21 protein-coding genes are annotated in these 23,614 nt (G+C 51.6%); 2 read left to right on the top strand and 19 right to left on the bottom strand.

The features are described from left to right. Positions 1–13: 13 nt before the first annotated feature. The 10 genes from ftsA to KIS77_07765 all read right to left on the bottom strand — a co-directional run bounded on the left by ftsA (position 14) and on the right by KIS77_07765 (position 11,944). Positions 14–1,348 carry a cell division protein FtsA gene (gene ftsA, locus KIS77_07720; GenBank protein MCW5922213.1) on the bottom strand — a complete coding sequence of 445 codons (1,335 nt, stop codon included), beginning with the start codon at positions 1,346–1,348 and terminating at the stop codon, positions 14–16. Between the two features lie 308 nt (positions 1,349–1,656). Further along, on the bottom strand, positions 1,657–2,022 hold the full coding sequence (locus tag KIS77_07725) for a four helix bundle protein (protein MCW5922214.1): 366 nt from the start codon (positions 2,020–2,022) through the stop codon (positions 1,657–1,659). Positions 2,023–2,420: 398 nt separating this feature from the next. Then, on the bottom strand, positions 2,421–3,194 hold the full coding sequence (locus KIS77_07730; protein ID MCW5922215.1) for a hypothetical protein: 774 nt from the start codon (positions 3,192–3,194) through the stop codon (positions 2,421–2,423). A 61-nt stretch (positions 3,195–3,255) separates the two neighbouring features. Then, positions 3,256–4,623, bottom strand: coding sequence for a UDP-N-acetylmuramate--L-alanine ligase (locus KIS77_07735; protein ID MCW5922216.1), 1,368 nt, complete (start codon positions 4,621–4,623; stop codon positions 3,256–3,258). A gap of 100 nt (positions 4,624–4,723) precedes the next feature. After that, positions 4,724–5,086, bottom strand: a complete 363-nt coding sequence (locus tag KIS77_07740) for a lipocalin family protein (protein MCW5922217.1) — start codon at positions 5,084–5,086, stop codon at positions 4,724–4,726. A 91-nt stretch (positions 5,087–5,177) separates the two neighbouring features. After that, complete coding sequence (murG, locus tag KIS77_07745; protein MCW5922218.1) at positions 5,178–6,296, bottom strand: undecaprenyldiphospho-muramoylpentapeptide beta-N-acetylglucosaminyltransferase; 1,119 nt, start codon at positions 6,294–6,296, stop codon at positions 5,178–5,180. A 68-nt stretch (positions 6,297–6,364) separates the two neighbouring features. Beyond that, a complete protein-coding gene (locus tag KIS77_07750; protein ID MCW5922219.1) occupies positions 6,365–7,498 on the bottom strand; it encodes an FtsW/RodA/SpoVE family cell cycle protein in 1,134 nt (377 codons plus the stop codon). Positions 7,499–7,611: 113 nt separating this feature from the next. Continuing rightward, entirely contained in the window at positions 7,612–8,955 is a 1,344-nt protein-coding gene (gene murD, locus KIS77_07755; GenBank protein MCW5922220.1) for a UDP-N-acetylmuramoyl-L-alanine--D-glutamate ligase, read from the bottom strand. Between the two features lie 38 nt (positions 8,956–8,993). Further along, positions 8,994–10,253, bottom strand: coding sequence for a phospho-N-acetylmuramoyl-pentapeptide-transferase (gene mraY, locus KIS77_07760; GenBank protein MCW5922221.1), 1,260 nt, complete (start codon positions 10,251–10,253; stop codon positions 8,994–8,996). 188 nt (positions 10,254–10,441) lie between these two features. Then, a complete protein-coding gene (locus tag KIS77_07765) occupies positions 10,442–11,944 on the bottom strand; it encodes a UDP-N-acetylmuramoyl-L-alanyl-D-glutamate--2,6-diaminopimelate ligase (GenBank protein ID MCW5922222.1) in 1,503 nt (500 codons plus the stop codon). 31 nt (positions 11,945–11,975) lie between these two features. On the opposite strand from KIS77_07765, the gene KIS77_07770 reads away from it, so the two are divergent. Both KIS77_07770 and KIS77_07775 read left to right on the top strand, forming a co-directional pair. Then, entirely contained in the window at positions 11,976–12,365 is a 390-nt protein-coding gene (locus KIS77_07770; protein MCW5922223.1) for a Uma2 family endonuclease, read from the top strand. Beyond that, positions 12,337–12,591, top strand: a complete 255-nt coding sequence (locus tag KIS77_07775) for a Uma2 family endonuclease (GenBank protein MCW5922224.1) — start codon at positions 12,337–12,339, stop codon at positions 12,589–12,591. The genes KIS77_07770 and KIS77_07775 overlap by 29 nt, the downstream gene beginning before the upstream one ends. Before the next feature lie 3 nt (positions 12,592–12,594). Here the strand turns inward: KIS77_07775 and KIS77_07780 are convergent, their stop codons facing one another. The 9 genes from KIS77_07780 to KIS77_07820 form a co-directional block, all read right to left on the bottom strand. Further along, positions 12,595–14,742 (bottom strand): transpeptidase family protein, encoded by a 2,148-nt coding sequence (locus KIS77_07780; GenBank protein MCW5922225.1) that lies wholly within the window; start codon positions 14,740–14,742, stop codon positions 12,595–12,597. 459 nt (positions 14,743–15,201) lie between these two features. Beyond that, positions 15,202–15,510: a hypothetical protein gene (locus KIS77_07785; protein MCW5922226.1), complete on the bottom strand. Its 309-nt coding sequence runs from the start codon at positions 15,508–15,510 to the stop codon at positions 15,202–15,204. An 84-nt stretch (positions 15,511–15,594) separates the two neighbouring features. Then, positions 15,595–16,386 (bottom strand): DUF4377 domain-containing protein, encoded by a 792-nt coding sequence (locus KIS77_07790; GenBank protein MCW5922227.1) that lies wholly within the window; start codon positions 16,384–16,386, stop codon positions 15,595–15,597. Between the two features lie 64 nt (positions 16,387–16,450). Continuing rightward, entirely contained in the window at positions 16,451–17,371 is a 921-nt protein-coding gene (rsmH, locus tag KIS77_07795; GenBank protein ID MCW5922228.1) for a 16S rRNA (cytosine(1402)-N(4))-methyltransferase RsmH, read from the bottom strand. A 53-nt stretch (positions 17,372–17,424) separates the two neighbouring features. Further along, positions 17,425–17,934: a division/cell wall cluster transcriptional repressor MraZ gene (locus KIS77_07800; GenBank protein MCW5922229.1), complete on the bottom strand. Its 510-nt coding sequence runs from the start codon at positions 17,932–17,934 to the stop codon at positions 17,425–17,427. A 563-nt stretch (positions 17,935–18,497) separates the two neighbouring features. Continuing rightward, the gene (locus KIS77_07805; protein ID MCW5922230.1) at positions 18,498–19,193 is read right to left on the bottom strand and encodes a transposase; all 696 of its coding nucleotides are present in this window, start codon (positions 19,191–19,193) and stop codon (positions 18,498–18,500) included. Between the two features lie 48 nt (positions 19,194–19,241). Continuing rightward, positions 19,242–19,577, bottom strand: a complete 336-nt coding sequence (locus KIS77_07810) for a transposase (protein MCW5922231.1) — start codon at positions 19,575–19,577, stop codon at positions 19,242–19,244. Between the two features lie 154 nt (positions 19,578–19,731). Next, on the bottom strand, positions 19,732–20,487 hold the full coding sequence (locus tag KIS77_07815) for a GLPGLI family protein (GenBank protein MCW5922232.1): 756 nt from the start codon (positions 20,485–20,487) through the stop codon (positions 19,732–19,734). A 73-nt stretch (positions 20,488–20,560) separates the two neighbouring features. Continuing rightward, positions 20,561–23,383: a TonB-dependent receptor gene (locus KIS77_07820; protein ID MCW5922233.1), complete on the bottom strand. Its 2,823-nt coding sequence runs from the start codon at positions 23,381–23,383 to the stop codon at positions 20,561–20,563. Between the last annotated feature and the right edge of the window lie 231 nt (positions 23,384–23,614).

The following is a 23,614-nucleotide window of genomic DNA, read 5'->3' on the forward strand; positions in this document are numbered from 1 at the left end:
AACCTTCATCAACTTATTTTTTTCTTTCAAAATCCAAATCGGGTTCGGCCTCGAACCACTCCTTGGTCTTTTTGAAAACGGTGTCGAACCACGACGGGCCTTTTTCTTCTGAAACATTGGACAGTTCGCTGTTGTCGTCGGAAACGGGTTGTCCGTCAGCGGGTTGGCCGTTGCCCGGCTCGATGTCCTGCAAGCCGCGCAGCAGCAGGCCGATGCCTGTGCTGAAAATCGGGCTGTTGACTTTTTCGTGGTAGCCGTGCGCGAGATGCTCCACCGGGACACCGATGCGGCAGGTCATGCCGGTGTGGAATTCGGTGAGTTTTTCAGAGTGCGCCATGAGCGCGCCGCCGCCGGTGAGCACGATGCCGCCGATGAGTTTGCGTTCGTAGCCGCTGCGCCGGATTTCCCAAAGCACATAGTCGAGCACCTCCTCCATGCGCGCTTGGATGATGCGGGCGAGGTTTTTCTCGCTGATTTCCTTGTGGTCGCGCCCTTTGAGGCCGGGGATGGTGATGATGCGGTTGTCGAACACCTCGTTGGCGAGGGCGGAGCCGAATTTGACTTTAAGTTTTTCGGCCTGCGGCTGCATCACGGTGCAGCCTTCTTTGATGTCGGCTGTGATGACGTTGCCGCCGAAGGGGATGACCGCCGTGTGGCGGATGATGCCTTCGTGGAAAATCGTGATGTCGGTGGTGCCGCCGCCGATGTCCACGAGCGCCACGCCTGCCTGTTTTTCCTCTTCGGAGAGGGTGGCGTCGGCGCTGGCGATGGGTTCGAGGGTGAGGTCGGCGACTTTGAGGCCGACTTTCTCGATGCAGCGGTAGATGTTGTTGATGGCCGTGATTTGGCCGGTGATGATGTGGAAGTTGGCTTCCAATCGCACGCCGCACATCCCGACGGGGTCGGTGATGCCCTGCTCGGAGTCCACGGTGAACTCTTGCGGGAAGACGTGAATGATTTTGTCGCCGGGCGGCAGCACGAGTTTGAACATGTCGTTCACCAGCCGGTCAATGTCGCGGCGGGCGATTTCGGTGTGGTCGCTCTCGCGGGTGAGGATGCCCCGGTGCTGGAGGCTTTTGATGTGCTGGCCTGCGATGCCGACATGAACCGAGCGAAATTTCATGCGGGCGTTGCGCTCGCAGATTTCGACGGCTTCGCGGATGGCGTTCACGGTTTTTTCGATGTTCGAGACCACGCCGCGCAGCACGCCTGCGCTTTCGACTTTGCCGATGCCGATGATCTCGAGTTTGCCGTGTGTGTTTTTGCGGCCTGCGAGGCAGCAGACTTTTGTGGTGCCAATGTCGAGGGCAACTACAACATCATGGGGTTGTGGGAGTAATTCCGTCATAACGTTTCTGTTTAAGTGGTTGGAAAAGGTTGATGAAGGTTGATAAAAGTTGATAAGGGTTGATTCACTTGCCCTTCCTGACTTTTTTCAAATTTCTACCGACCAATCCTAGATTGTTTGAGTCTCGGTTTGTTTTCTCAACCCTTCGCTCCCGGCACGAAACTCTTTTCCGTCAGCAAAGGTATTTTTAAAATTTTTGTTTCAAAAAAAATTGTTGATAAAAATGTTGATGAAGGTTTATAAAGGTTGATAAATCGCGGTGTATTCTACGTCATCATTAACCTTCATAAACCCTTTATCAACTTTCATCAGCCCGGTGGCTTTTTTCCGCTGAGGTTGTTGATTTGATAAGTTAATTTTTCCGTCTCGGTGCGAACCAAAGCGTAATCTTCGTCAGAGAGGTACTCCAAATCATTGCAGATAATCAACAAGTTGACAACCTCCACCGCACTTCCGAAGGCGATTTCGTAAAAACGGTTTTGGTCGGGCGGGTTGATTCTCGCGCTGCCTTCTGCCAAATTGCAGCAGATGGAAATTCCGGCTCGTCGAATCTGGCTGGTCGCGCCAAACAGTTCTTCTTTTGGGAAATTTTTTGTTTTTAAATAAATCAATTTCACCACCTGCCGCGCGATTTGCCAGACGGTCATTTTTTCGAAGGCATAGGTATATTGCATCGTGTTAAAATTTTTTGTTGATGAAAAAAGGTTGATGAGGGTTGATGAGGGTTGATGAGGGTTGATGAGCGTTGATGAGGGTTGATGAGGGTTGATGAGCGTTGATGAGCGTTGATGAGCGTTGATGAGGGTTGATGAGGGTTGATGAGGGTTGATGAGGGTTGATGAGGGTTGATGAGGGTTGATAAAAGTTTATGAATCGCGGTGTACTCTACGTTATCAACCTCATAAACCTTCATCAACTCTTATCAACGTTTCAATATGTTTATGAATCGCGGTGTACTCTACGTTATCAACCTCATAAACCTTCATCAACTCTTATCAACCTTTCAATATGTTTATGAATCGCGGTGTACTCTACGTTATCAACCTCATAAACCTTCATCAACTCTTATCAACTACCGCCGACACACCACCTGCCCATTATATTTCAAATTAATTGTTTCATACACCCGCCACCCTGCGTATGGCATTCCTTCTTGGTAAAAAATCTTCAGTCGCCGCAGTTTGTCGTCCAATTTCCGCGTACTTCCCAGTTCGATTCTTTGGTCGCCCACAAGCGGCACGAGGATGAATTCGCCCGCGTTGTTGACGTGGATTTGCTGGATGAACGATGCCAAAAACTCGTCGGCCAGCAGGGTTTGGGTCAGGGCAAAAAGGTCTTTGAGGGTGCTGCGCTTGCCTTCCCAAAACTTGGGGGTGTATGGCGACACGTTGCCAGTGGCCACCAGCACTCGGGCGGCGAAGTTTTTGGAGGGCGGCATTTTCACGCCGTTTTTATCCATGTAATAGTTGCCGCCGTTGTTGTCGAGCACACGCACCACGGGTTCGCGCTGTTTCACTTTGATGTGCAGTATGTTCTTTTGGTCTATGTAGGTCTCGGCATCCAGAATGAAGGGGTCTTGCTCCAGCACACGCTCCATGCGTTCCACTTCGAGTCGGCTGAGTTCGGTGTTTTCAAGAGTATTGCCAAAAGCCAGCAACAGCGCCTGCCGCACGTCGCGCTCGCTAATCAGTTTGTCGCCACTCGCCAACGGCACCACTTCCACCCGCAGCCCTTCGGCAAAGGCATCCTTCTTCCGGCGGATGGCCGAGAAGAGCACGAGGACGACCACCAAGATGAAAACCACCCAAGCGATGCGGTCGTAGCGGAGATGTGGCACTTTTAGCATTTTGTCGTTTTCTTCTTTGAAAAAGTCCTGCAGACTTCATTTTTATTTTCAGCCCACCGATTTATCGGTGGGAAACAAGTGATTTTATCGGTTCAATCATCGTATCAATATCCCCCGCGCCCATTGTCATCAACACTTCCAAATCTTTGGTTTTCAGGACATTCAGCAATTCGGCTTTGCTGGTCAGGGTCACGTTTTTGTTTTTCATCAAACCTGCAATCATCGCCGACGTCACGCCGGGAATCGGCAGTTCGCGGGCAGGATAAATGTCGAGCAGGATGCATTCGTCCAGCCTGTCCAATGCCGCTGCAAAGCCTTCGGCAAAATCGCGGGTACGGGTGTAGAGGTGCGGTTGGAAAATGCCAGTGACTTTGCGCGTTGGCCAGAGCATCTTGGCTGCGCCGATAACGGCTTCGAGTTCGGCGGGATGGTGGGCGTAATCGTCCACGTACACTGTTTTTTCATTTTTGAAAATGGTCTCGAAGCGGCGCTTCACGCCTTTAAAATCGGCCAACGCGACGGGTAACTCCGGCGTAAAACCGCCTGCCGCGAGCGTGGCCGCGATGGCTGCCGTCGCATTCAGCACATTGTGCAGGCCGGGGTAATTGAGTCGCAAATCGCTCCAGTCCACGATGCTCGACTTGAGGCCGAAGGCCATCTGCCCATCCGCGACATGGACGTTGTAGGCTTCGTAGTAACCTTCTTCGATGCCGAAGGTGAACACATGGCGACCGCTGGCGACGAGTTCCCTCGCCACATCGTCGAGCGGGAGGCCGTGCCGGTAAATGAGCTTGCCGCCGGGTTTGATTTGGCGGACGAATTGCTTGTACGATTCCACCACTGCTTCCGGCGTGCCGTAGATGTCCAAGTGGTCGGGGTCGAGCGAGTTCAACACGGCGACTTCGGGATGCAGGTGCAGGAACGAGCGGTCGTACTCATCGGCTTCCACCACGACCCAATCGCTGGCGCCTTCCACGAAATTGCTGCCGAGATTGAGCGAAATACCGCCCACGAAGGCCGTCGCGTCCACGCCGCAAGCACGGAGCAGGTGTGCGGTCATGGTGCTCGTGGTCGTCTTGCCGTGCGTGCCGGCGATGGCGATGCAGCGTTTCGCTTGGCTGATGATGCCGAGCACTTCGGCGCGTTTTTTCACTGGAAATCCGTGTTCCAAAAACCAGTTCAACTCGGCATGGTCTTTCGGCACGGCGGGGGTAAACACCACTAAATCAACATGGTCGGGAATAAAACTCACATCGTCGTCATAATGCACGTGCATCCCTTCGGCGGCCAGCGCGCGGGTCAGGTCGGTTTCGGAGCGGTCGTAGCCATGCACTTCCGCGCCGTGCATTTTGAAGTAGCGCGCCAGTGCCGACATTCCGATGCCGCCGATGCCGATGAAGTAGATGCGTTTTATGTCGTCGAAATTCATTTGCTTCTGTTTATGAAGGTTTATTAGGTTGATGAAGGTTGATAATTCACAGCGTACTCTACGTTATCAACCTTTATCAACTTCATAAACCCTTATCAACCTATTTTTTCACCAGTTTCAAAGTCTCTTTTTGCCCGCCGCGATTCATTTCGAAGTCAAGGCTTGCGCCGTCAGCGTTGAGGAGTTTTACCATGATTTCTTTTTTGCCTGTTTCGGTGGTGTAGAGTTTGTCTTTCTCGGTGCGCCAAACGCCGCTTTGATTTTGATTGCCAAAAGAGGCCGTGTAAGTGCCGTCGTCTTTGAATTCAAAATGCACTTGTGAAGCATCCATGCCCGAAGGCTTGTCGAAGATGAGCCACTCCGTGCCTTGCCATTGGCCAAGCAGGGCGGGGTTTTTGTCGTTGGCGGGTTGGCAGGCAGCCATCGCGACGATGGAAAAGAGAATTAAGAGTTTGATTTTCATGTTTTTATTTTTTTGTTGATTAGAGTTGATAAGGTTTATGAAGGTTGATATATCGCGTACACTCTACGTCATCAACCCTTATCAACCCTCATCAACTTTTATCAACCAATTTTATGACCTCCCGCGCTATCGCCTCCGCCGCGTTGGGCCGGCCCAATTGCCGGATGCTTTCGCTGAGGCTGAAGGCGAGGGCTTCGTTTTCCAAAATCAAAAGGGCTTCTTGCAGCATTTTCTCGTTTGCCTCGGCGTCGCGGACGAGGCGGGCGGCGCCTTTTTCCACGAGTGCGAGGGCGTTTTTGGTCTGGTGGTCTTCCGCCACGTTGGGCGACGGGACGAGCACTGCTGGTTTCCCGACAAGACACAATTCGCTGATGGTCAGTGCGCCTGCACGAGAAACGATGACATCTGCCGCCGCGTAGAGCAAATCCATCCGGTCAATGAAGGTGCGGAGTTGGACGTTGGGCAGCTTCGCCGTATCGCTTTCGCCAAACTCGTATTCGTAGAACTTGCCGCATTGCCACAGCACTTGAATGCCATCGTATTTTTCCAAAAACTTGGTGTTGTCGCGCATGGCTTCGTTCAGTGTCCGCGCGCCCAAACTGCCTCCAATGACGGCGAGCGTCTTTTTGGTGGCGTCAAGCCCGTAGTGCTTCAGGCCTTCCTCACGCTTGCCATTCAAATCCAAAATATCGGAGCGCACCGGGTTTCCCGTGAACACGATTTTCTCCGCAGGGAAAAACTGCTCCATCTTGTCGTAGGCCACACAAATTGCGGAGGCTTTTTTACCCAAAATTTTATTGGTGATGCCCGCATATGAATTTTGCTCTTGTATCAGCGTCGGGATGCTTGCCCGTTGTGCAGCTCGCATTACTGGGCCACTGGCATACCCACCTGTTCCTATCACTACATCAGGCTGGAAATGACGAACAATTTTGCGTGCTTTCCACAGGCTTGTCAGTAGTTTGAAGGGGAAGGCCAAGTTCCTGACACTCAGGTTTCTTTGAAACCCTGCTATGCTCAATCCCTCTATGGCATAGCCGGCTTGTGGCACGCGCTCCATTTCCATTTTCCCGTTCGCACCGACGAATAGAAACTCCGCATTGGGTCGCAACTTTTTGATAGCGTCCGCGATAGCGATAGCCGGGAACACATGGCCTCCCGTGCCGCCGCCAGTGATTAAAATTCGCAGTTGTTTATTGTTATTCGTCATTTCGTCATTCGTCATTAAGGTCATTGAGGGGCATTGAGGGTCATTAAAAAAAGTTCATCATTTATCATTTACTCCAAAGATTCTATGTACTTGCTCACGCTCAATATCATCCCAAGCGCCACACAGGTGAACAGCATACTGGTGCCACCCATAGAAATCAAAGGCAGCGTGAGGCCAGTGGCTGGCACGAGATTGACATTGACGGCTATATTGGCCAATGCTTGCACAGTCAGCATCAGGCTAAGACCAATAGCGAGAAAAGCACCGAATGCCTTGGGGCTTTGGGTCACGAGCTTCACATTCCGCAGAAACAACATCACATAGAGCACAAGTACGACGGTGCCACCCAACAGCCCATACTCCTCGCAGATAATCGCATAGATGAAGTCGGCATGGGCGTATGGCAAAAAATTGCGAATGATGCTATTGCCGGGGCCTTCGCCGATGACCCCACCTTTGGCAATGGCGATTTTGGCTTGTTGCACCTGAAAGCCGCCGTCCTCGCTATGCAGAAATTCTTGCACCCTCGATACCCAAGTGTCCACCCGTACGAGGCCGGAATCGGGATAGAGCTTGCCCACTGCAAGCAAACCAGCAAACACAACCATCCCCAATAGACCCAATAGAAAAATGTACTTCCAGCTCACTCGCCCTATAAACATCAACAACAAACAAGTGAAAAACAATAACACGGCAGTGCTAAGGTTAGCGGGAGCAATTAGCCCGCAGACAATCAACACCGGGACGATGATCGGCAAAAAGGCTTGTTTGAAACTGCTGATGTAGTCTTGCTTGCGTGTCAGTTCTTTGGCGATATAGATGAGCAACGCAATTTTGGCAAACTCGGAAGGTTGAAAACTAAACCCAGCGATGTTGAGCCAACGATTGGCATCATTGATGTTTTCACCATAGAATAAGGTAAATGTCAATAGGGGAATGGCGGCTAAAATCAATATCGGTGCCACACGCTGATACTGCCGATAGTGCAGCAAATGGCACATATAGATGATGAACAACCCGAACGCCAGCCGCACGAGGTGCGACACGAACATCACCGTCGTGTTGCCACCGCGCGAGCGCCATGCCTCCCACCCCGAGGCCGAATACACGGCCAGCAGGCTGAAGAGGCTCAGCACGGCGATAATCATCCAGATGGTGCGGTCGCCTCTTAATTCTGCTGCAATGCGGTTGCCGAGTGACATTTTTTTCGTTGTTGGTTGTTGGTTGCTGGTTGTTGGTTGCTGGTTGTTGGTTGCTGGTTGTTGGTTGCTGGTTGTTGGTTGCTGGTTGTTGGTTGCTGGTTGTTGGTTAAAAATCAATTTTTTAGTTTCAAAACTGCTTCCCGAAACTGCTCGCCCCTATCCTCATAATTTTTAAACAAATCAAAACTCGCACAAGCCGGGCTTAACAAAACGGTATCTCCTTCTTCTGCAAAACTCGCTGCCGTTATTATCGCCTCCTCTGCGCTGCGTGTTTCCGTCATCGGCTTTTTGAACTTTTTAAAAGCCTTGATAATCTTAGAGTTGTCCACGCCCATGCACACGATGGCTTTTACTTTTTTGCGAACTAGTTTGAACAATGGACTATAATCATTGCCCTTATCCGTACCTCCCACTATCCAAACAATCGGCGCGTCCATCGCTTGCAAGGCATAATAAACTGAGTCCACGTTGGTGGCCTTGGAGTCGTTGATGTAGGTCACGCCGTTGACTTCGGCTACCTTTTCCATGCGGTGCGGCGGCGGCGTGAAATAGTACAATCCCTCTTCTATCACCTCTGGCCCCACACCCAGCCGCAATGCGGCTCGAATAGCGCACGCGGCATTGAAAGCATTGTGCGGGCCTTTCAGCGGTGTGCTCGCAATGTCGAAAGCCAAGTGCCGGCCAATACGGGCATATCCGTTCTTCAGTTCGCTTTTACGCACCCGCTCCATGCGGCATTTTATTGCCTCCGGGTGCATTTTCAGATAATCGGCGATGTTTGGGTCATTGTAATTAGTGATAAAAAGGTCGCCGCGTTTTTGATTCATTGTAATCCGAAACTTCGCACGGGCATAATTCTCTAATTTATAGTCATACCTGTCCAAATGGTCGGGAGTGATGTTCAGCAACATAGCGATGTTCGGTCGAAACCTCTGAATGTCGTCCAATTGAAAACTCGACACTTCTAATACGAAAATCCTCTGCGCCCCCATGTCTCCGTGTTCCAAATCACTATAAACCATCGTCGCAAAACTGTTTCCCACGTTGCCACCCATGCGAACGTTCAAGCCTGCGTGTTTCAACAGGTGATATGTCAACTCAGTAGTGGTGGTCTTGCCATTTGAGCCAGTAATAGCAACGATTGTGCACTTGCCCGCATAGCGCCATCCAAACTCAATTTCGCCAATCACGTTGATGCCTTTTGCTCTCACCGCCTGCATCACTTCGCTCTTTTCCGGGATGCCCGGGCTTTTGATAATTTCACTGGCTTTCAGAATTTTATCGAGGGTATGCTGTCCTTCTTCCCAGGCGATGCCGTGCGCATCAAGTTGTTTTTTGTATTCTTCTTTAATGACGCCTTTGTCTGACACAAACACATCGAAACCCTGACGTTGGGCCAAAAGAGCCGCGCCTGTGCCGGATTCACCGGAGCCGAGTATGACGATGCGTTTTTTCATGTTTTTATGTAGGCAACGGAACAGCGTTTCGTTATACTTTATCTGATTTTCAAGGTTATTACAGCCAACACCGCCAACAGAATTTGCACAATCCAAAAGCGGATAGAAATCGTGACCTCGTGGTAGCCTTTTTTTTGATAGTGATGGTGCAAAGGCGCCATGAGAAACACCCTGCGCCCTTCCCCGTATTTTTTCTTCGTCTTTTTGAAATACCAAACCTGTATGATGACAGATAAATTTTCAATCAAAAACACACCGCACAATACTGGTATCAATAACTCCTTTCGAACAACAATAGCTAACGCAGCGATGATGCCTCCTAAGGTCAGACTACCTGTGTCACCCATAAAAACACGAGCGGGGAATACATTGTACCACAAAAACCCGAGACAACCTCCCAGCAAACACGCAATATAAATGACCAATTCTCCACTGTAAGGGATATAAAATATGCGAAGAAAATCAGCCGCCAGAGAGTTGCCACTCGTATAAGCCATTACCCCCAATGCGGCAATGACAATAGCTGACACCCCCGCCGCTTGCCCGTCCAAACCGTCGGTCAGATTGGCTCCATTGCTGACCGCAGCAATCACGAACACTGCCATCACCACAAACAATATAGAACTCAAGCCGCGAGCATTATCACCCAAGAACCAGAGTATGCGCGAATAGTCCAACTCATTGTCCTTAAAAAAAGGCACGTTGGTGATAGGTGCTTTCACATACACCACTTCTTTGTATGTATTGGGTTTTTCTTTGTCTTTCACAAATAGTGATTGTGTCACCTCATAGCCGCGCTGTGTCGCCAAAGCCGGGTCCATGCGCACCACCACTTCATCATTCACCAACATCGTGATGCCTACGATTAACCCCAAACCTACCTGACCTGCTATCTTGAATTTTCCTTTCAGCCCTTCTTTATCTTTCTTGAACACTTTTATGTAATCGTCCAAAAAACCTATTGTGAACATCCACACTGTGCTGACCAGCATGAGGAGTATGTAGATGTTGTCCAGCTGTGCCAACAATAGGCAGGGAATCAGGGTAGCCGCCACTATGATGATGCCGCCCATGGTTGGGGTGCCTGCTTTGGAGGTTTGACCAGCCAAACCAAGCTCGCGCACTGTCTCCCCTATCTGCATAGAGCGCAACCAGTTGATAATGTGTTTGCCGATAATGATGGAAATTACCAGCGACAATATCAAGGCCATGCCCGCCCGGAACGAGATGTACTGAAACAAACCTGCTCCCGGCAGGTCGAATTCTCTGTCCAAATAATCAAAAAGATAGTAGAGCATGGTATTTTCGATTGATTCGGTTGATTCGATTGATTCGGTTGTTGCGATTATGCACTATAGCTGTTTTCAAAATCGGCTGTGGGGCGATATTGCATCGCCCCCCAACCTGCTCAAAATAATAGTCCCTCCACTATTATGTCTTATTGAGTTATGAGAGATGGGTTATGAAGTCCATAACTCATTACTTTTTAACTCATCGCTTTCAAAAGAACTTGCTTGTCATCGAAAGGGTGTTTCACCCCGTTGATGTCTTGATATTTTTCGTGGCCTTTGCCTGCCACTAGAATCACGTCATTTCGCCCAGCAAGCCGGACGGCGGTTTTGATGGCTTGTTCGCGGTCTTGAATCACGAGCGTTTTTTTTTGCCCTTCGGCATCCAGCCCTGCTTCCATGTCTCGAAGGATGGCGGCGGGGTCTTCGGTGCGGGGATTGTCGGAGGTCAGTATGAGTTGGTCACTTAGTCGTGCGCTTACTTGCGCCATGAGGGGTCTTTTGGTTTTGTCGCGGTCGCCTCCTGCACCGGTGACGGTGATGACGCGAGCGCTTTTTTTCTTGAGTTTTTGGATGGTTTCGAGCACTTTTTCGAGCGCATCGGGTGTGTGGGCATAATCCACGATGCCGACGCAGCCGGGTTTTGTGGGGTGGTTGATGTAATCGAATCGGCCTTCTGCGCCGCGCAAATCGGTGAGGGCGGCGAGGATGTCAAGTTTACTCAACCTTTGAGGTTTAGTAAACTTGGCCATAGGGTTGGCCGTCGTGAGCATCGCCACCGAGTATGCCGCCATCAGGTTGTATGCGTTGAACTCGCCTATCATGCGGGCGTGGATTTCTGTGCCGTCCAGTTCCATGTGTAGGCCGCTCAGGCTGTTCTCAATGATTTTGGCCTTGAAGTCCGCCGCTTTTTTGAGGCCGTAGGTGTATTTGGCTGCTCGGGTGTTTTGGAGCATCACCGCGCCGTTTTTGTCGTCGGTGTTGGTGAGGGCAAAGGCAGTTTGGGGTAAATCGTCGAAGAACTTCTTTTTCGCATCGCGATAGTTGGCGAAGGTCTTGTGGTAGTCGAGGTGGTCGTGGGTGAGGTTGGTGAACACGCCGCCCGCGAATTTTGCGCCGGCAATGCGTCGTTGGTGCACGGCGTGACTGCTGACTTCCATGAACACGTGCGAACATCCGGCGTCGGCCATTTGACGGAGCAGGCCGTGCAGTTGCACCGCGTCGGGCGTGGTGTGGGTGGCTTCAACCACCTTCTCCCCTACCCTGTTTTCCACTGTACCGATGAGGCCACATTTGTAGCCCAGACGGGTGAAAAGCTGCCACAACAGGGTGACGACGGTGGTTTTGCCGTTGGTGCCGGTTATGCCGAGTAATTGAAGGTCATTTGAGGGGTCATTAAAGTAATTGGAGGCCATTATTCCCAAAGCTTCGGCAGAATCTTCGACTTGCACCGCAATGACTTTTAATGACTTTAATGACTCCAATGACTTTAATGACTGCTCGCTAATGACCGCCACGGCTCCCTTTTCTATTGCTTTGTCAATGAACTGATGGCCGTCCACCTGCGCTCCCCGAACTGCCACGAACACATCGCCGGGCTGCACCTGCCGCGAGTCGAAGCGGATTTGGCCGACTTCGACGGCGAGGTTGCCGTGTGATTCGTGGACTTGCACGTTTTTGAGCAGTTGGTTTAAGCGCATTTTTGTATTTTTGTATTCTAATTTTTTCAAAATGACCGCCGCAGCAATTCCGGCAACCGCACCAGCCCAAGTTTTGCAATGCCGCTACTCGGTAGAGGGATACCTCGAAATCGAGCGCAAAACCAATCAAAGGCATATTTTTATCAACGGTCTCATTTATCTTATGGCTGGCGCAAAACCTCCCCACCTTCGCATTTCTGGCAATGTATTCGGTCAACTTTACAATGCTTTGGAGAACAGAGTGGATTACGAAGTTTTCAACAGCGAAACCAAAATCTACCTCCCTCGATTTAATTACTACTACTATCCTGATGCGCTCGTGATGGCCGGAAAAACCCGAGTTTGCCAGCAAAGAAATCGGCGCAATCCTGAATCCTATCCTCATTGTCGAAGTGCTGTCGGACTCCGCTGCCGAGTTTGATGAGGGCCAAAAAATCGCTGAGTACAAAACCCTGCCCTCTTTCTGCGAGTACGCCCTGATTCACCAAGACAAAGCCCAAGTCAATGTTCACTTTCGCAATTCCGATAGCATTTGGCAACCCTCCGTCGTCTCTGGTTTGGACAGCGAGGTTCATTTCCAAAGCATTGATGTGAAGGTTCCGCTATCAAAAATTTACCGCAACGTTTCCTTTGAAACGGTGGCGTAACATTTACTCCAAATACAACACACACGTCTGCCCGCTCGCCCGCGTCCCCACCGCCAGACTCTGCCGCCGCACTTTGCCTATACCGACCGCTTTCACTTTGCAGCCCCTGTTTTCGAGCAGATAAATCGCGTCTTTCAGCCCCATGCCGATGACGGAGGGCACGGTGTTGTCTGACACGGCTCGATGGCGCAATACCAAGGAATCGCCGCTTGCTGCGGTGACGACTGTCCAATCGGTCAGCTCGCCTTCGAGAAGATAGTCCAAGCCGAGGCGACGAAGGGCGTTTTGCATATCGGCAGTGCTGCCCGCATCGTAGGTGGGCAACTGGTGTGTTTTCAGCTTCTCGGGTTTTTGGGCATTGATAGGCTCGTGGAGTTCGGGTTTCATGGCGAAGCATTTGTCCGCGATTTGGCGAAACACGGGGGCCGCCACTTCCGCGCCGTGATAGCCACCGCGCTGTGGCTCGCTGATGACTACGATGCAGGAATAAACGGGGTTGTCAGCTGGGAAAAAGCCGCAGAAACTCGCTTGGTGACGTATGCCTTTGCTGGCTTTGAATTTGTGATAATTCAGCTGGGCGGTACCTGTTTTCCCGGCGATGGTGTAGTAGGGCGACTGAATCCCATGGGCCGTCCCGCCTTTTTCCACTACTGATTTGAGGAGTTCCTTGGCTTTTGCGATGGTTGTTTTGGATGCGATGCTGCGTTTGACCACGGTCGGGCGGAACTCTTTGAGCACTTCGCCGTAGCGTTCGGTGCGCTGCACGAGGTATGGTTTCATCATGCGCCCGTCGTTGGCCACCGCGTTGTAAAAAGCAAGCATTTGCAGGGGCGTGAGCAACATCTCGTAGCCGATGCTCATCCAAGGGAGTGTGGTGCCTGACCAGTCGCTCTTGGGGTCGTTGGGGTTTTTGAGGATGGGGGCTTCCTCACCGCCTACCTCGATATTGGTGGGCAAATCAAGTCCGAAACTTTTGAGGCGCTCCACGAAATTGGGCGCTCTTCCTTTTCCATAATGTTGCTGCACCAAGGTGGCGGTGCCGACGTTCGACGACATAGCGAAAACTTGCTTGATGGTCATGGTGTCCATGCCATGCGGCACGGCATCCACCAACTCTTCTTTGTAAATTTTCACCTTGCCGCCATACACTGGCACGGGTTCCTCGAAGTTGTTGATGAACCCATCTTCGAGCATGGCCATGAATGAGGCCAGTTTGAACATGGAACCCGGTTCCACGCGCTCGCCAATGGCGTAGTTGTAGGTTTCCCACCAGCCTTCGGGTGTGCGGCCTATGTTGGCAACGGCACGGATTTTCCCGGTTTTCACCTCCATCACGATGGCGCACCCGTGGTCGGCATTGTGGGTGCGGCAGGCATTGAGCAGGGCATTTTCGGTCACGTCTTGTATGTTGATATCAAGCGTGGTGACTACGTCGGCACCAGCCTCTGGCTCTATTTCGGCCAAATCATTGACGGGGATATAGACATCGCCGGGCACACGGATGCGAAGCTGCTTGCCGAGCGAGCCGCCGAGCACTTTGTCGAAACTGCCTTCCAATCCGACTGGCAACGCGCCCTCGCGGGTGTAGCCGATGGTGCGCTGTGCCAGTATTTTGAATGGCCGCTCCCGACGCGGGTTTTGCTCCAAGATGAAGCCGCCTTTGTAGCGCCCTTCGCGGAAGATGGGGAAGGTTTTGACGAGCAGCGCCTTGTTGTAGGGCAGGTCTTTTGCAATCGGCACATAGCGAATGCCGCGTGTGTCTTTGGGCGCGTTGCGCAGTTCGACCAGCCAATCTCGGTATGCGCCGGGCGTGTATTGTTGGTCAACGTGGGTGGACAACAGCCATGCGAGGCTGTCCACTGCCTGCGTGTTGAAAACCTCGTCGGTCAGTCCTTCTGCTTTCGCGTCCCAATGGACGTTGAAAAAAGGCAGCGAGGTAGCCAACAAACTGCCGTCGTCGGCCAAGATGTTGCCGCGGTCGGCTTGCACATCCACCCACTTCATGTAGAGGTTTTTGGCTTTTTCGCGCCACACTGGAGCTTCGACTACACTTAGCTGCAACAAGCGCCAGAATATCACAAACGCTGCCACCAGTATCATGGCTGCCACCAGATACACTCGGACTAGGACTTCGTTTTTGACATTTAACATGACGCTGTTTGTTGTTTGTTGTTTGTTGTTTGTTGGTGGTTGTTCGTTGGTGGTTGGTGGTTGGTGGTTGGTGGTTGTTCGTTGGTGGTTGTTCGTTGGTGGTTGTTTGTTGTTTGTTGTTCGTTGTTCGTTGGTGGTTGTTTGTTGTTCGTTGGTGGTTGGTGGTTGGTGGTTGGTGGTTGTTTGTTGGTGGTTGTTCGTTGGTGGTTGTTTGTTGTTCGTTGTTCGTTGGTGGTTGGTGGTTGGTGGTTGTTCGTTGTTTGTTGGTGGTTGGTGGTTGTTTGTTGTTCGTTGTTCGTTGTTTGTTGGTGGTTGTTTGTTGTTTGTTGTTCGTTGTTTGTTGTTTGTTGTTCGTTGGTGGTTGGTGGTTGTTCGTTGTTCGTTGTTCGTTGTTTGTTGTTCGTTGGTGGTTGTTTGTTCTCACTTTTGGGCCAATGCTTGGGAATCGGGCACCGAGGACTATTTCACCACTATCACTTTTGGGCCTTTGTTTTCCAAATCCAGCCCGACTGGTTGGAGGCTGGCATCTATCTGGCTTTGCATGGATTTATACATTGTTTGGCTTTTTATGGAGGTGTATTCCCATTTGAGTTCTCTGATTTCTCTTTGTAGCAGTTGAATGCGTCGCACTCCTTTTTCCGCAAAGTGGGCATTGGCGATGTAGATGATGCCGAGAAATCCGAGGAACATCAAATAGGAGAAGTTGCCAAACACGAGGTTGGTCGTGTGCTGGCTGACGTTGAGCGCGGATAGGAGTTTGTTGGCCATGACTTGTGTTTTTAAGGTCGTAAGGGGGAGTGTCAGGAGTCATGCTTGCTGGTGTTGATGGCTCCTGACACTCGCTAATCATGTTTATTTGCCTGCCAGAAAGTCATCTGCCGACTTTTGCACTTCGTCGTATTTCAGGCGGAAGTCTGTGTCGGGTGTTTTGCTCACATAGTCTTTGAAAGGCACACCGTCTGGTGCCATGCGACCGGGCACGTCTTTGCCCATCGCTTTCACTAATTGGCCGCCTGCGTAGTAGAAGCGGTTTTCGGTGTTGGTTTTGCCCATGATGGTCTCGCGCAGCATCACGACTTTGCCTCCTGCCAGATAGTACTCCCATGTGGTGATGGGGCCTTTGGCGGTTGATTCGGCTTTTATCATGCGCGGCTGTCCGTTGTTGTCGGTGACGGTGGTGACTTTCATCTTGTTGTCGCCGCGGTTGATTTCGGCATCTTTTTTCTGATAGTCATCAAACCCGGTGAGCATGATTTCGCGGTATTTGTCAATGTTCTCCGCGCTTGCGAGGTCGGGTATGCCAAATTCTCCGGCGCCGAACTCGGGGTCTTTTTCTTTTTTCACTTCTTTCACCAAGGTCCATTTGATGGAGGAGCCGTCGGCGGGCGGGTTGGCGATTTTGGTTTCTTTCACTTCGAGGGTGTAGAAGTAGCCATCCTCGAAGTTGAAACCTTCAATGCCGGAATACCAGTTTTTCCAGTCGCCGTCGGGGGTTTCGCGGTATTGGAGGCAACGCATGGGTGCCACGCCCGTGCAATCCACCATTTTGCTGTTGACATAGATGGTTTTGACGACATCGGCATTTTTTTGATTGCAGGCTGCTACGAGCAGCAGGATGAAAGCAGAAGAAAGGAATGTTCGCATTTTACCAAAGTTTGTGTCTCTTGCGAGACGGTTAAGTTTTGTTGTATTTGAAAAAGAGATTGTTTCAATTTTCGAGCTTCTGCCCCACTCTAAGTTTTGCGCTGCGGGCGCGGGGGTTTTGGCTGATTTCTTCGTCGGAGGGTTCGATGGGTTTTTTTGTCACCAATTTAAAAGGTCGCGTGATGTTGCCATAGAAATCTTTTTCCAATTCGCCTGTCGTGTTTCCTGTTTTTAAAAAGTGCTTCACTATGCGGTCTTCGAGCGAGTGGAAGGTGATGATGGCCAATCGCCCTCCCGGGGCAAGCATTTCGTGGGCATCTTTCAAAAAATCCTCCAACGCGCCGAGTTCGTCGTTCACTTCCATGCGCAGGGCTTGAAACACTTGCGACAAGTAGCGCATCCGCTCGCCCATGAGGTTTTTGCCACACAATTCCACCAAGTCGCCTGTGGTGCGAAAGGGCTTTTGCTCCCGAAGGCGGACGGCTGCTTGTGCCAGCGTTTTGGAGTTGCGCACTTCGCCGAGCTCGCTGAACACGCGCTGCAATTCGTCCGCGCCATATTCATTCAATACGTCTGCCGCTGTTTGCCCATCCTGCACGTTCATGCGCATATCCAATGCTGCCTCGTGGCGATAGCTGAAGCCGCGCGTTGGCGTGTCGAACTGATAGCTGCTCACGCCGAGGTCGGCCATGATGCCGTTAACGGTGCCGGGTCGCACGACCTCGGCTCTCAACTGTCTTTTCAAATGCCTGAAATTCGAGTGGACGAACGTGAAGGAGGGGTTTGCTGAAAATGGCTGCTGTTCGGTGTTTCGCTTCGCGTCTTCGTCTTGGTCGAAGGCGTACAGATGGCCTTTGCCACCCAGTTTTTCGAGTATCAAGCGTGAGTGCCCGCCGCCGCCAAATGTGGCATCCACATAAATCCCGCCGGGCACAACCCGCAGATTTTCAATGGATTCGCGCAAGAGGACACTTTCGTGATACACCTTTTCGAGTTATGAATTATGAGTTGTGGATACTGCGCGCTTGGCGGCAGTTATCACTTGTCACTCATAACCGTTTCAAAATCCCCTACCCCATCCAAGCCGCCGCCCATCACGTCGTTGGCGAGGTCGGCGAACGAGCCATAGTCCATAGCGGCCACGCGGGCATGCTCTTCCGGCGACCATATCTCGATGCGGTCGTCCATGGCGACGAGTACCGCTTCTTTCGAGAGGCCGGCGTAATCCATCAAAGGTTTTTGCAAGAGAATTCTGTCCGCGCTGTCGGTCGCGATTGGGTACGCACCTAGGTAGAAGGAGCGAATAAAGGCGCGGTTCCGGTCATTGAAGCGATTGAGACGGCTCAACTTGGCAGTAATACCGTCCCAGACCGGTTTGGGGTAAAGTGTGAGGCACTTCTCAAACCCCCGGTTGACCACAAACTCATGTCCTGCACCGTCGCCGTTGTCGCCTGTTTGGCTGGACAACTGACGAAGCAGCGCTGTCGGCAAACGCATACGCCCCTTTTCATCGAGGGCGACGGGATATTCGCCTATGAGTTGCATCATTGAGTGTGGGACTGCTCAATGCGCCATTTTGTCAATGTGATGATGCGCTTTTTTTAGGTATCGCATTGGCACATTTTCTCATTGGCACATTGAAAATTATTTCTGCTCGGTGAGCCTTACAGGCGCTTGTTTGTGGGAACTCGCCTACAATTCACCGCCACAAATGTAAACTACTTTCCCACATTTTCCCACAAACTGACATTTTTTTTTCAAATTTTTGTCAAATTTTTTTGAATAAAATTTCAAAACACTGTTTATCAACAATTTATGACGACTATAAAATGTGTTAAAATTTGAGAAAAAGTTGGCTGAGCGAATTTTTGAGGAAGATTTATGAAAATTATGGCGGACTCAAGGAGGGAAAAACAGATACATTGAAGGGTAATTTTTATCCAAAAACGATTTCAGGGCAACATAGTGGTAAGAAGTGGAAACTGCTGCTTCAAATAAGCAACGCAGGTGGGGAAAAGTGGGAACGACGCAAAAACAAGCCGCTCGGCGAGAATGCGTCTCGCCGAGCGGCTCTACATAATTCGTACTTTCAAAAAAAGTTGGGTAAAAACTTAGCCAGCCTGAAAGACGATAGGATTTCTATCAAAAGCATGAATCAGGTTCTGGAAAACGTTCATTGAATGTTTGCGAAGGGTTGAGGTGAAGGATTGGATGCGCGCATAGTGCTGCGCACCTTTGAAGGTCTGGAAATTGGTAGCGACCTTCTGCTTGGTTTTCAGGCAGCGGATGTCGCGCTCGGCCTGATTGTTGGAAAACGGGACGCCTTCGACAAAGGCAAAGGCAAGCCACCTGTCCTGGTGTTCGAGCAGGCGGTTGGGCAGGTTTCGGCCTTTCGAGTTCTTGGGCTTGCCCCTCTTGCCCTGCTTGGGCGGCGGTTCTTCCCGTTCGGCCAACTGGCAGATATGCCGGAACTCCCGCTCCCAGCTTTGCCTGTCGGCCACTATGGCGAGCGCTTTTTGGCTGTCACGATAAAGGTCGAGCAGGAACCGGTGCATCTGGGTTGCCCATTTGGAGCCGTTTTCCATCAGGTTGGTCAGTTCGCGCAGCAGGTGGGCGCCGCACAGGGCATGTTGGCACTGCTTGAAGCCGAAGTAAGGCTCCCAGCAGTCGTGCACGGCTCGGTTCTGAAAATCCTTGCGCAGCGAATCCTCGCTCTCCAGCGCCTCCCTGCCCCGTTTTTTATGGACGAACAGGTAGGTGAACCACGCGGTGGAGGCGACATGAAACCAGTGGAGTTTTTTCTCCACCCGCATGCCCAGGGCAAACGCATCAAAATGGCACAAACCTCGGAGAGGTCAAACGTTGGTAGAAACGCCCCATTTTCGCGGTGTGTACGACCCCAGCGGGGTCGAATGTTGGAGACCTCTTTGCTGCGATAGACATTCGACCTCTCCGAGGTCGTGATAATTATCACAAAAACACACCATCTCTACCAACATTTGACCTCTCCGAGGTCGGTTGTATTTTGATGCGTTTGCCCTGACCCGCATGCCCGTTTCATCAAAATGAACCACATCGGAGGCCAAAACCGCCGTTTTGATTTGCTCCTCAATCGGCTCAAGGGCTTTGTATATGCCAGCGTTGGCCGTCAGGGCGGCGTTCTCGGATTCCCAATGCCTCCACCTTGGCAAGCAAGGCCATGACCAAATCCTTCAATACCGATATGTCATTCGATAACTTCATCAACCAGATTTGCTCGCTAAAACAGTTTTACATGGACTTGGGTTAGGTGCCTAAGTTTTTACAAAGTTGGAATCCTTCGCAATGTGGGAGGAAAAGCAAAACTCAATATCGCATCCCCCAAAAATACGGCTCTTCGGCCTTCGTCTTTTCCTCGATGTATTTTTTCACGATGTCTTGATATTCGGCTTCCGTTATTTTTTTGCCCTTGTACTTTTTGGGCAGGTTCAGCTGCTTGTCGAGTTTTTTCTGTTCGATTAAGTCAGCGGTGATGACCATTGCGCCGTTGTTCACGTCCACTTCGAGTATCATGCCGGGCAAGCCGGAGAAACGCTCCGGGCCGCCGCTGTGCGGGATGTCTTGCGCAAACCACGCGACCACTTTTTGGCGTTTCACGGTATCTTCCCAGACGGCTTTCATGCATATATGACCAGCCACTTCCTTGAGGTCGTTGTGGATTTTCCACTCGGGCGAATGGAGCGAGTCTTCGATGATGTATGTTTTGCCGAGCATTTCCATCACGTCATACTGGGTGTTTTCCTCAAAGTTTCGCTTGATTTGATAGACATCCTTGCGCCATGAATAGCCCTCGTCGTCGGGTTCGGCACGCTCCTCAGAGTCTTCGTAACGTGTTTCGGTGGCGTTGAAAAACATTTGGGTGTATAGTTTCCATTCGGAGCGGTTGCCCCACATGTAGGCGATGCGCTCTTTGCGCTGCTTGCTGAGGTAGTCCACCGCCGCCATTTTTTTGGCCCAGTCGTGGACGACGAGGTAGCGAATGCGGCCTTCGAGAGGGGGTTGCTCTTGTGCAATGGCCGAGAGCGAGATGAAAAGGGCGAGGAGGAGCAGTGTTTTTTTCATAAAAATTGAAAATGAGTGTTGCAATAAGCCCCGCAGGGGCGGCCCATGTATAACGTCTCTACGGGGCTGGTCGTCACCACCAATTGTTTTTGTTCAATTTGTTTTCGTAGCCGCGCACGTTGTAACTGACGCTTAGCATGAAGTAACGCGCCAGCGTGGGGGCTATGTTGCGCGTGACGAAGTTTTGGGTGCCGTTTTGGGTGATGCTGACGCGGCGGTTGAGGAGGTCGAAAGCGGCGAGCCGTACCTCGAGGCGATTTTCCCGCCCCAATAGCCTGCGCACGGATGCGTTCCAGATGGGCACGTCTTGGTTGAAGTTGAATCTGTCGTTGCGATAAATGTTGTAACTGAAATTGCTTTCCAAGAAAAACTTGTCGGCGAACTGCCACTTGGTGGCTGCGTTCACGCCGTAGTTCCTGATTTTCTGGTTTTGTTCGCGGCTGATGGAATAGGTGATGTTGTTGGGGTTGATGGAGGCGCCTGCGCTCAGGATGAGTTTGGTGCCGGGTGTGAAGTTGAAACCCGCGTTGAGGCGATAGCCGCGGTTGCGCGTTTCGTTTTCCTGACCATTGACGAAGGAGGGCGTGTTGCTGAAATTGAGGCTGCCGTTGAGGTTCATGGTCAGTTTTGTTTTCACGATGGGGAAATTGGACCACAGGTAGGTGTTGAGTCGCTGACCGCCGGAGAGGTTTTCGGGGCGCGAGGTGGTGCGGATGCCGATGCTGTCAATGGCTTCGACGGTTTGGTTGTAAACGATTTGGCTGTCGAAAAGGTCGAAATTGGCGCCGATGCCCACATTGCTGAGCGAGGCGGGGTTCCAGTTGTTGAGGTTGAGGTTGAAGCTGTGATTGCGTTCGGGGTCGAGTTCGGGGTTGCCTTCCGAGCGGAAAAGCGGGTTGTTTTGGTTGGGCACGGGCTGGAGGTCGTTGGGTTGAGGCTCGCGCACGTTGTATCCATATCCGAAATTGAGCCACGTCCTGCCCGCGCCTTTCAGCTCGTACGACAAATCCACATTGGGTATGACGTTGAGGAATTGCCTGTCGATGGGCGGCACGAGCAGGGGGGTGTTGCGGGCGCGGGAATACTCGCCGCGCAGGTCGAGTTGTTGGGCGGCCACGCCCACCGACACGTTGAGTCCCTCGTTGGAAAAACGGATGCTGGAGCCGAGGCGGTTGTAGAGGATGTCGTAGTCGTAATAGATGCTGAGGCTGTCAATGCGTTGGCCGCTGTTTTCGGGGTCGGCCACTTGTCTGTCCACCTCGTTTTGGGTGGTGCTGAAGTTGTAGAATGTTTCCCAATACCATTTTTTCGAGAGCGGCTCGGTGAACAGGAGGCTCGACTTGGCTTGCATGGCGCGGGTGTCGTTGGCGTTCATCTGCCGGATTTGCTCGGTGAAGGAACCTGCGTTGAAGAACTGGTTGAGGGAGAAAAGTTGCTCTGAGGCATCCGTCTGATTGAGGTTGAAGCCGGCGCTGGCGGCCAGCGAACGGCCTTTTTTCTTGAACCGGTGGCGGAATATGGCGGCGCTGTTCACCCGCCAAGAGTTGAGGTCGTTGCCGTTGTCCATGTTGAGACGATTGGTCGTCGTGCCGTCTTCGAGGTAGAAAAGTTGGGATTGTCGAGTGGTGGCATCGTTGTGGCTGAATCGGCCATTGGCTTTCACGATGAGGAGGTTGTTGGAGTCGAGGTCTTTTTCAAAACGGGTGTTGAGGCTGTGGTTTTGGCGAAGCTCCACCTTTGTCGTGGTGTCGGAGTTGAAAAACGAATTGCCCTCCACGAAGGTCTGGCGGTCGGTGAATTGGTCGAGGAAGAGCTTGGTTTGGTTGTAGAAGTAGCTGGTGTTGAGTTTGGTTTTTTTGTTGTCAAAATTGTAGTTCGCGCCGCCGCCGAAGTTTTCGGTGAATCCGCGTCCGTCGAAGTTGTTGAGGGGCGAGTCATCGCCGCCGCCGAAGTAGAAGATGCGCCCGCCACCACTGCTGAAGCCAAAGTCGCCGTTGTCGAAATCGCTGAAAGAGCTTTGACCCTTGAACTCGCCGTAGTCCTCCCAGTTCACCCCCGTCTGGTTGATGTTGTTGCCATAGCCGATAAAGGAGAGTTGCTCTTTCTGGTTGAATCGGTTGTAGTTGCCCCGGGCGGCCCATCGCTCTTCGGTGCCGACTGCCCCTGTTATTTTGCCGAACGAGCCTTTTTTGAATTCTTCCTTCAATTCCAGATTCATCGCCTTTTCGCGCTTGCCGTCGTCCACGCCCGTTAGTCTCGACTGCTCGGAGGCTTCGTTGTACACCTGCACCTTGCTAAGCGTCTCTGCGCCGAGGTTTTTGGTGGCAGCCTTTGGGTCGTCGCCGAAGAAGGTTTTCCCGTCCACATAGACGCGCCGCACATCACGCCCCTGCGCCTTGATGTTGCCGTCGGCATCTACTTCGATGCCGGGCAGCCGGCGCAACAAGTCCTCGACCGTGGAGCCGGGCGGCACTTTGAAGGAGGATGCGTCGTATTCGATGGTGTCGCCGCGAATGCTCAGCGTCGCTTTGGCGGCTTTCACGACGACTTCGAGCAGTTCGCTGGTGATGGGTTTGATGGTCAACTCGCCCAAATCGTGGACTGCCGATGCCGACGGCTCGATGCGCACTTGAAGGGGCAAATACCCGACGTAAGAGATTTTGAGCAAATAAGGCTCGTTCTTGACATTTTTTAATTGGAAAACGCCTTTGTCATCACCGCGTGTAAAATTGACCAACGCGGAGTCGGTGGGGTTGAGGAGCATGACGGTCGGCATCACAATCTCCTCGCCAGTCGAATCAATCACGATGCCTTTGATGGTGATGCGGGAAGGGTTTTGGGCGGAAAGAAGATTGCAAAGCAGCAAGAGGGCGAGAAGGAAGAAGTGTTTTTGCATAAATTTGAAATGGGCGGAAAGTGGGAATTGGAGATTTTTCGAGGTCGAAATTATGGGGCTATCGCAAACGGTCTCGGACGCTTAGACTAATGCGATGGAATCGGCGGCGAACGTTGACGCAGAGATGTTGGATGCTGTTCGTCGCCATATTGGTGCGAGAAACAAAGTTTTCGTTGCAAATGGCTGAGCCAAAGTTTCGGTAAAAGTCAATTGGTGAGAGCAAAGGTTGCG

This window comes from Saprospiraceae bacterium (assembly GCA_026129545.1).
Classification (GTDB): Bacteria; Bacteroidota; Bacteroidia; order Chitinophagales; family Saprospiraceae; genus M3007.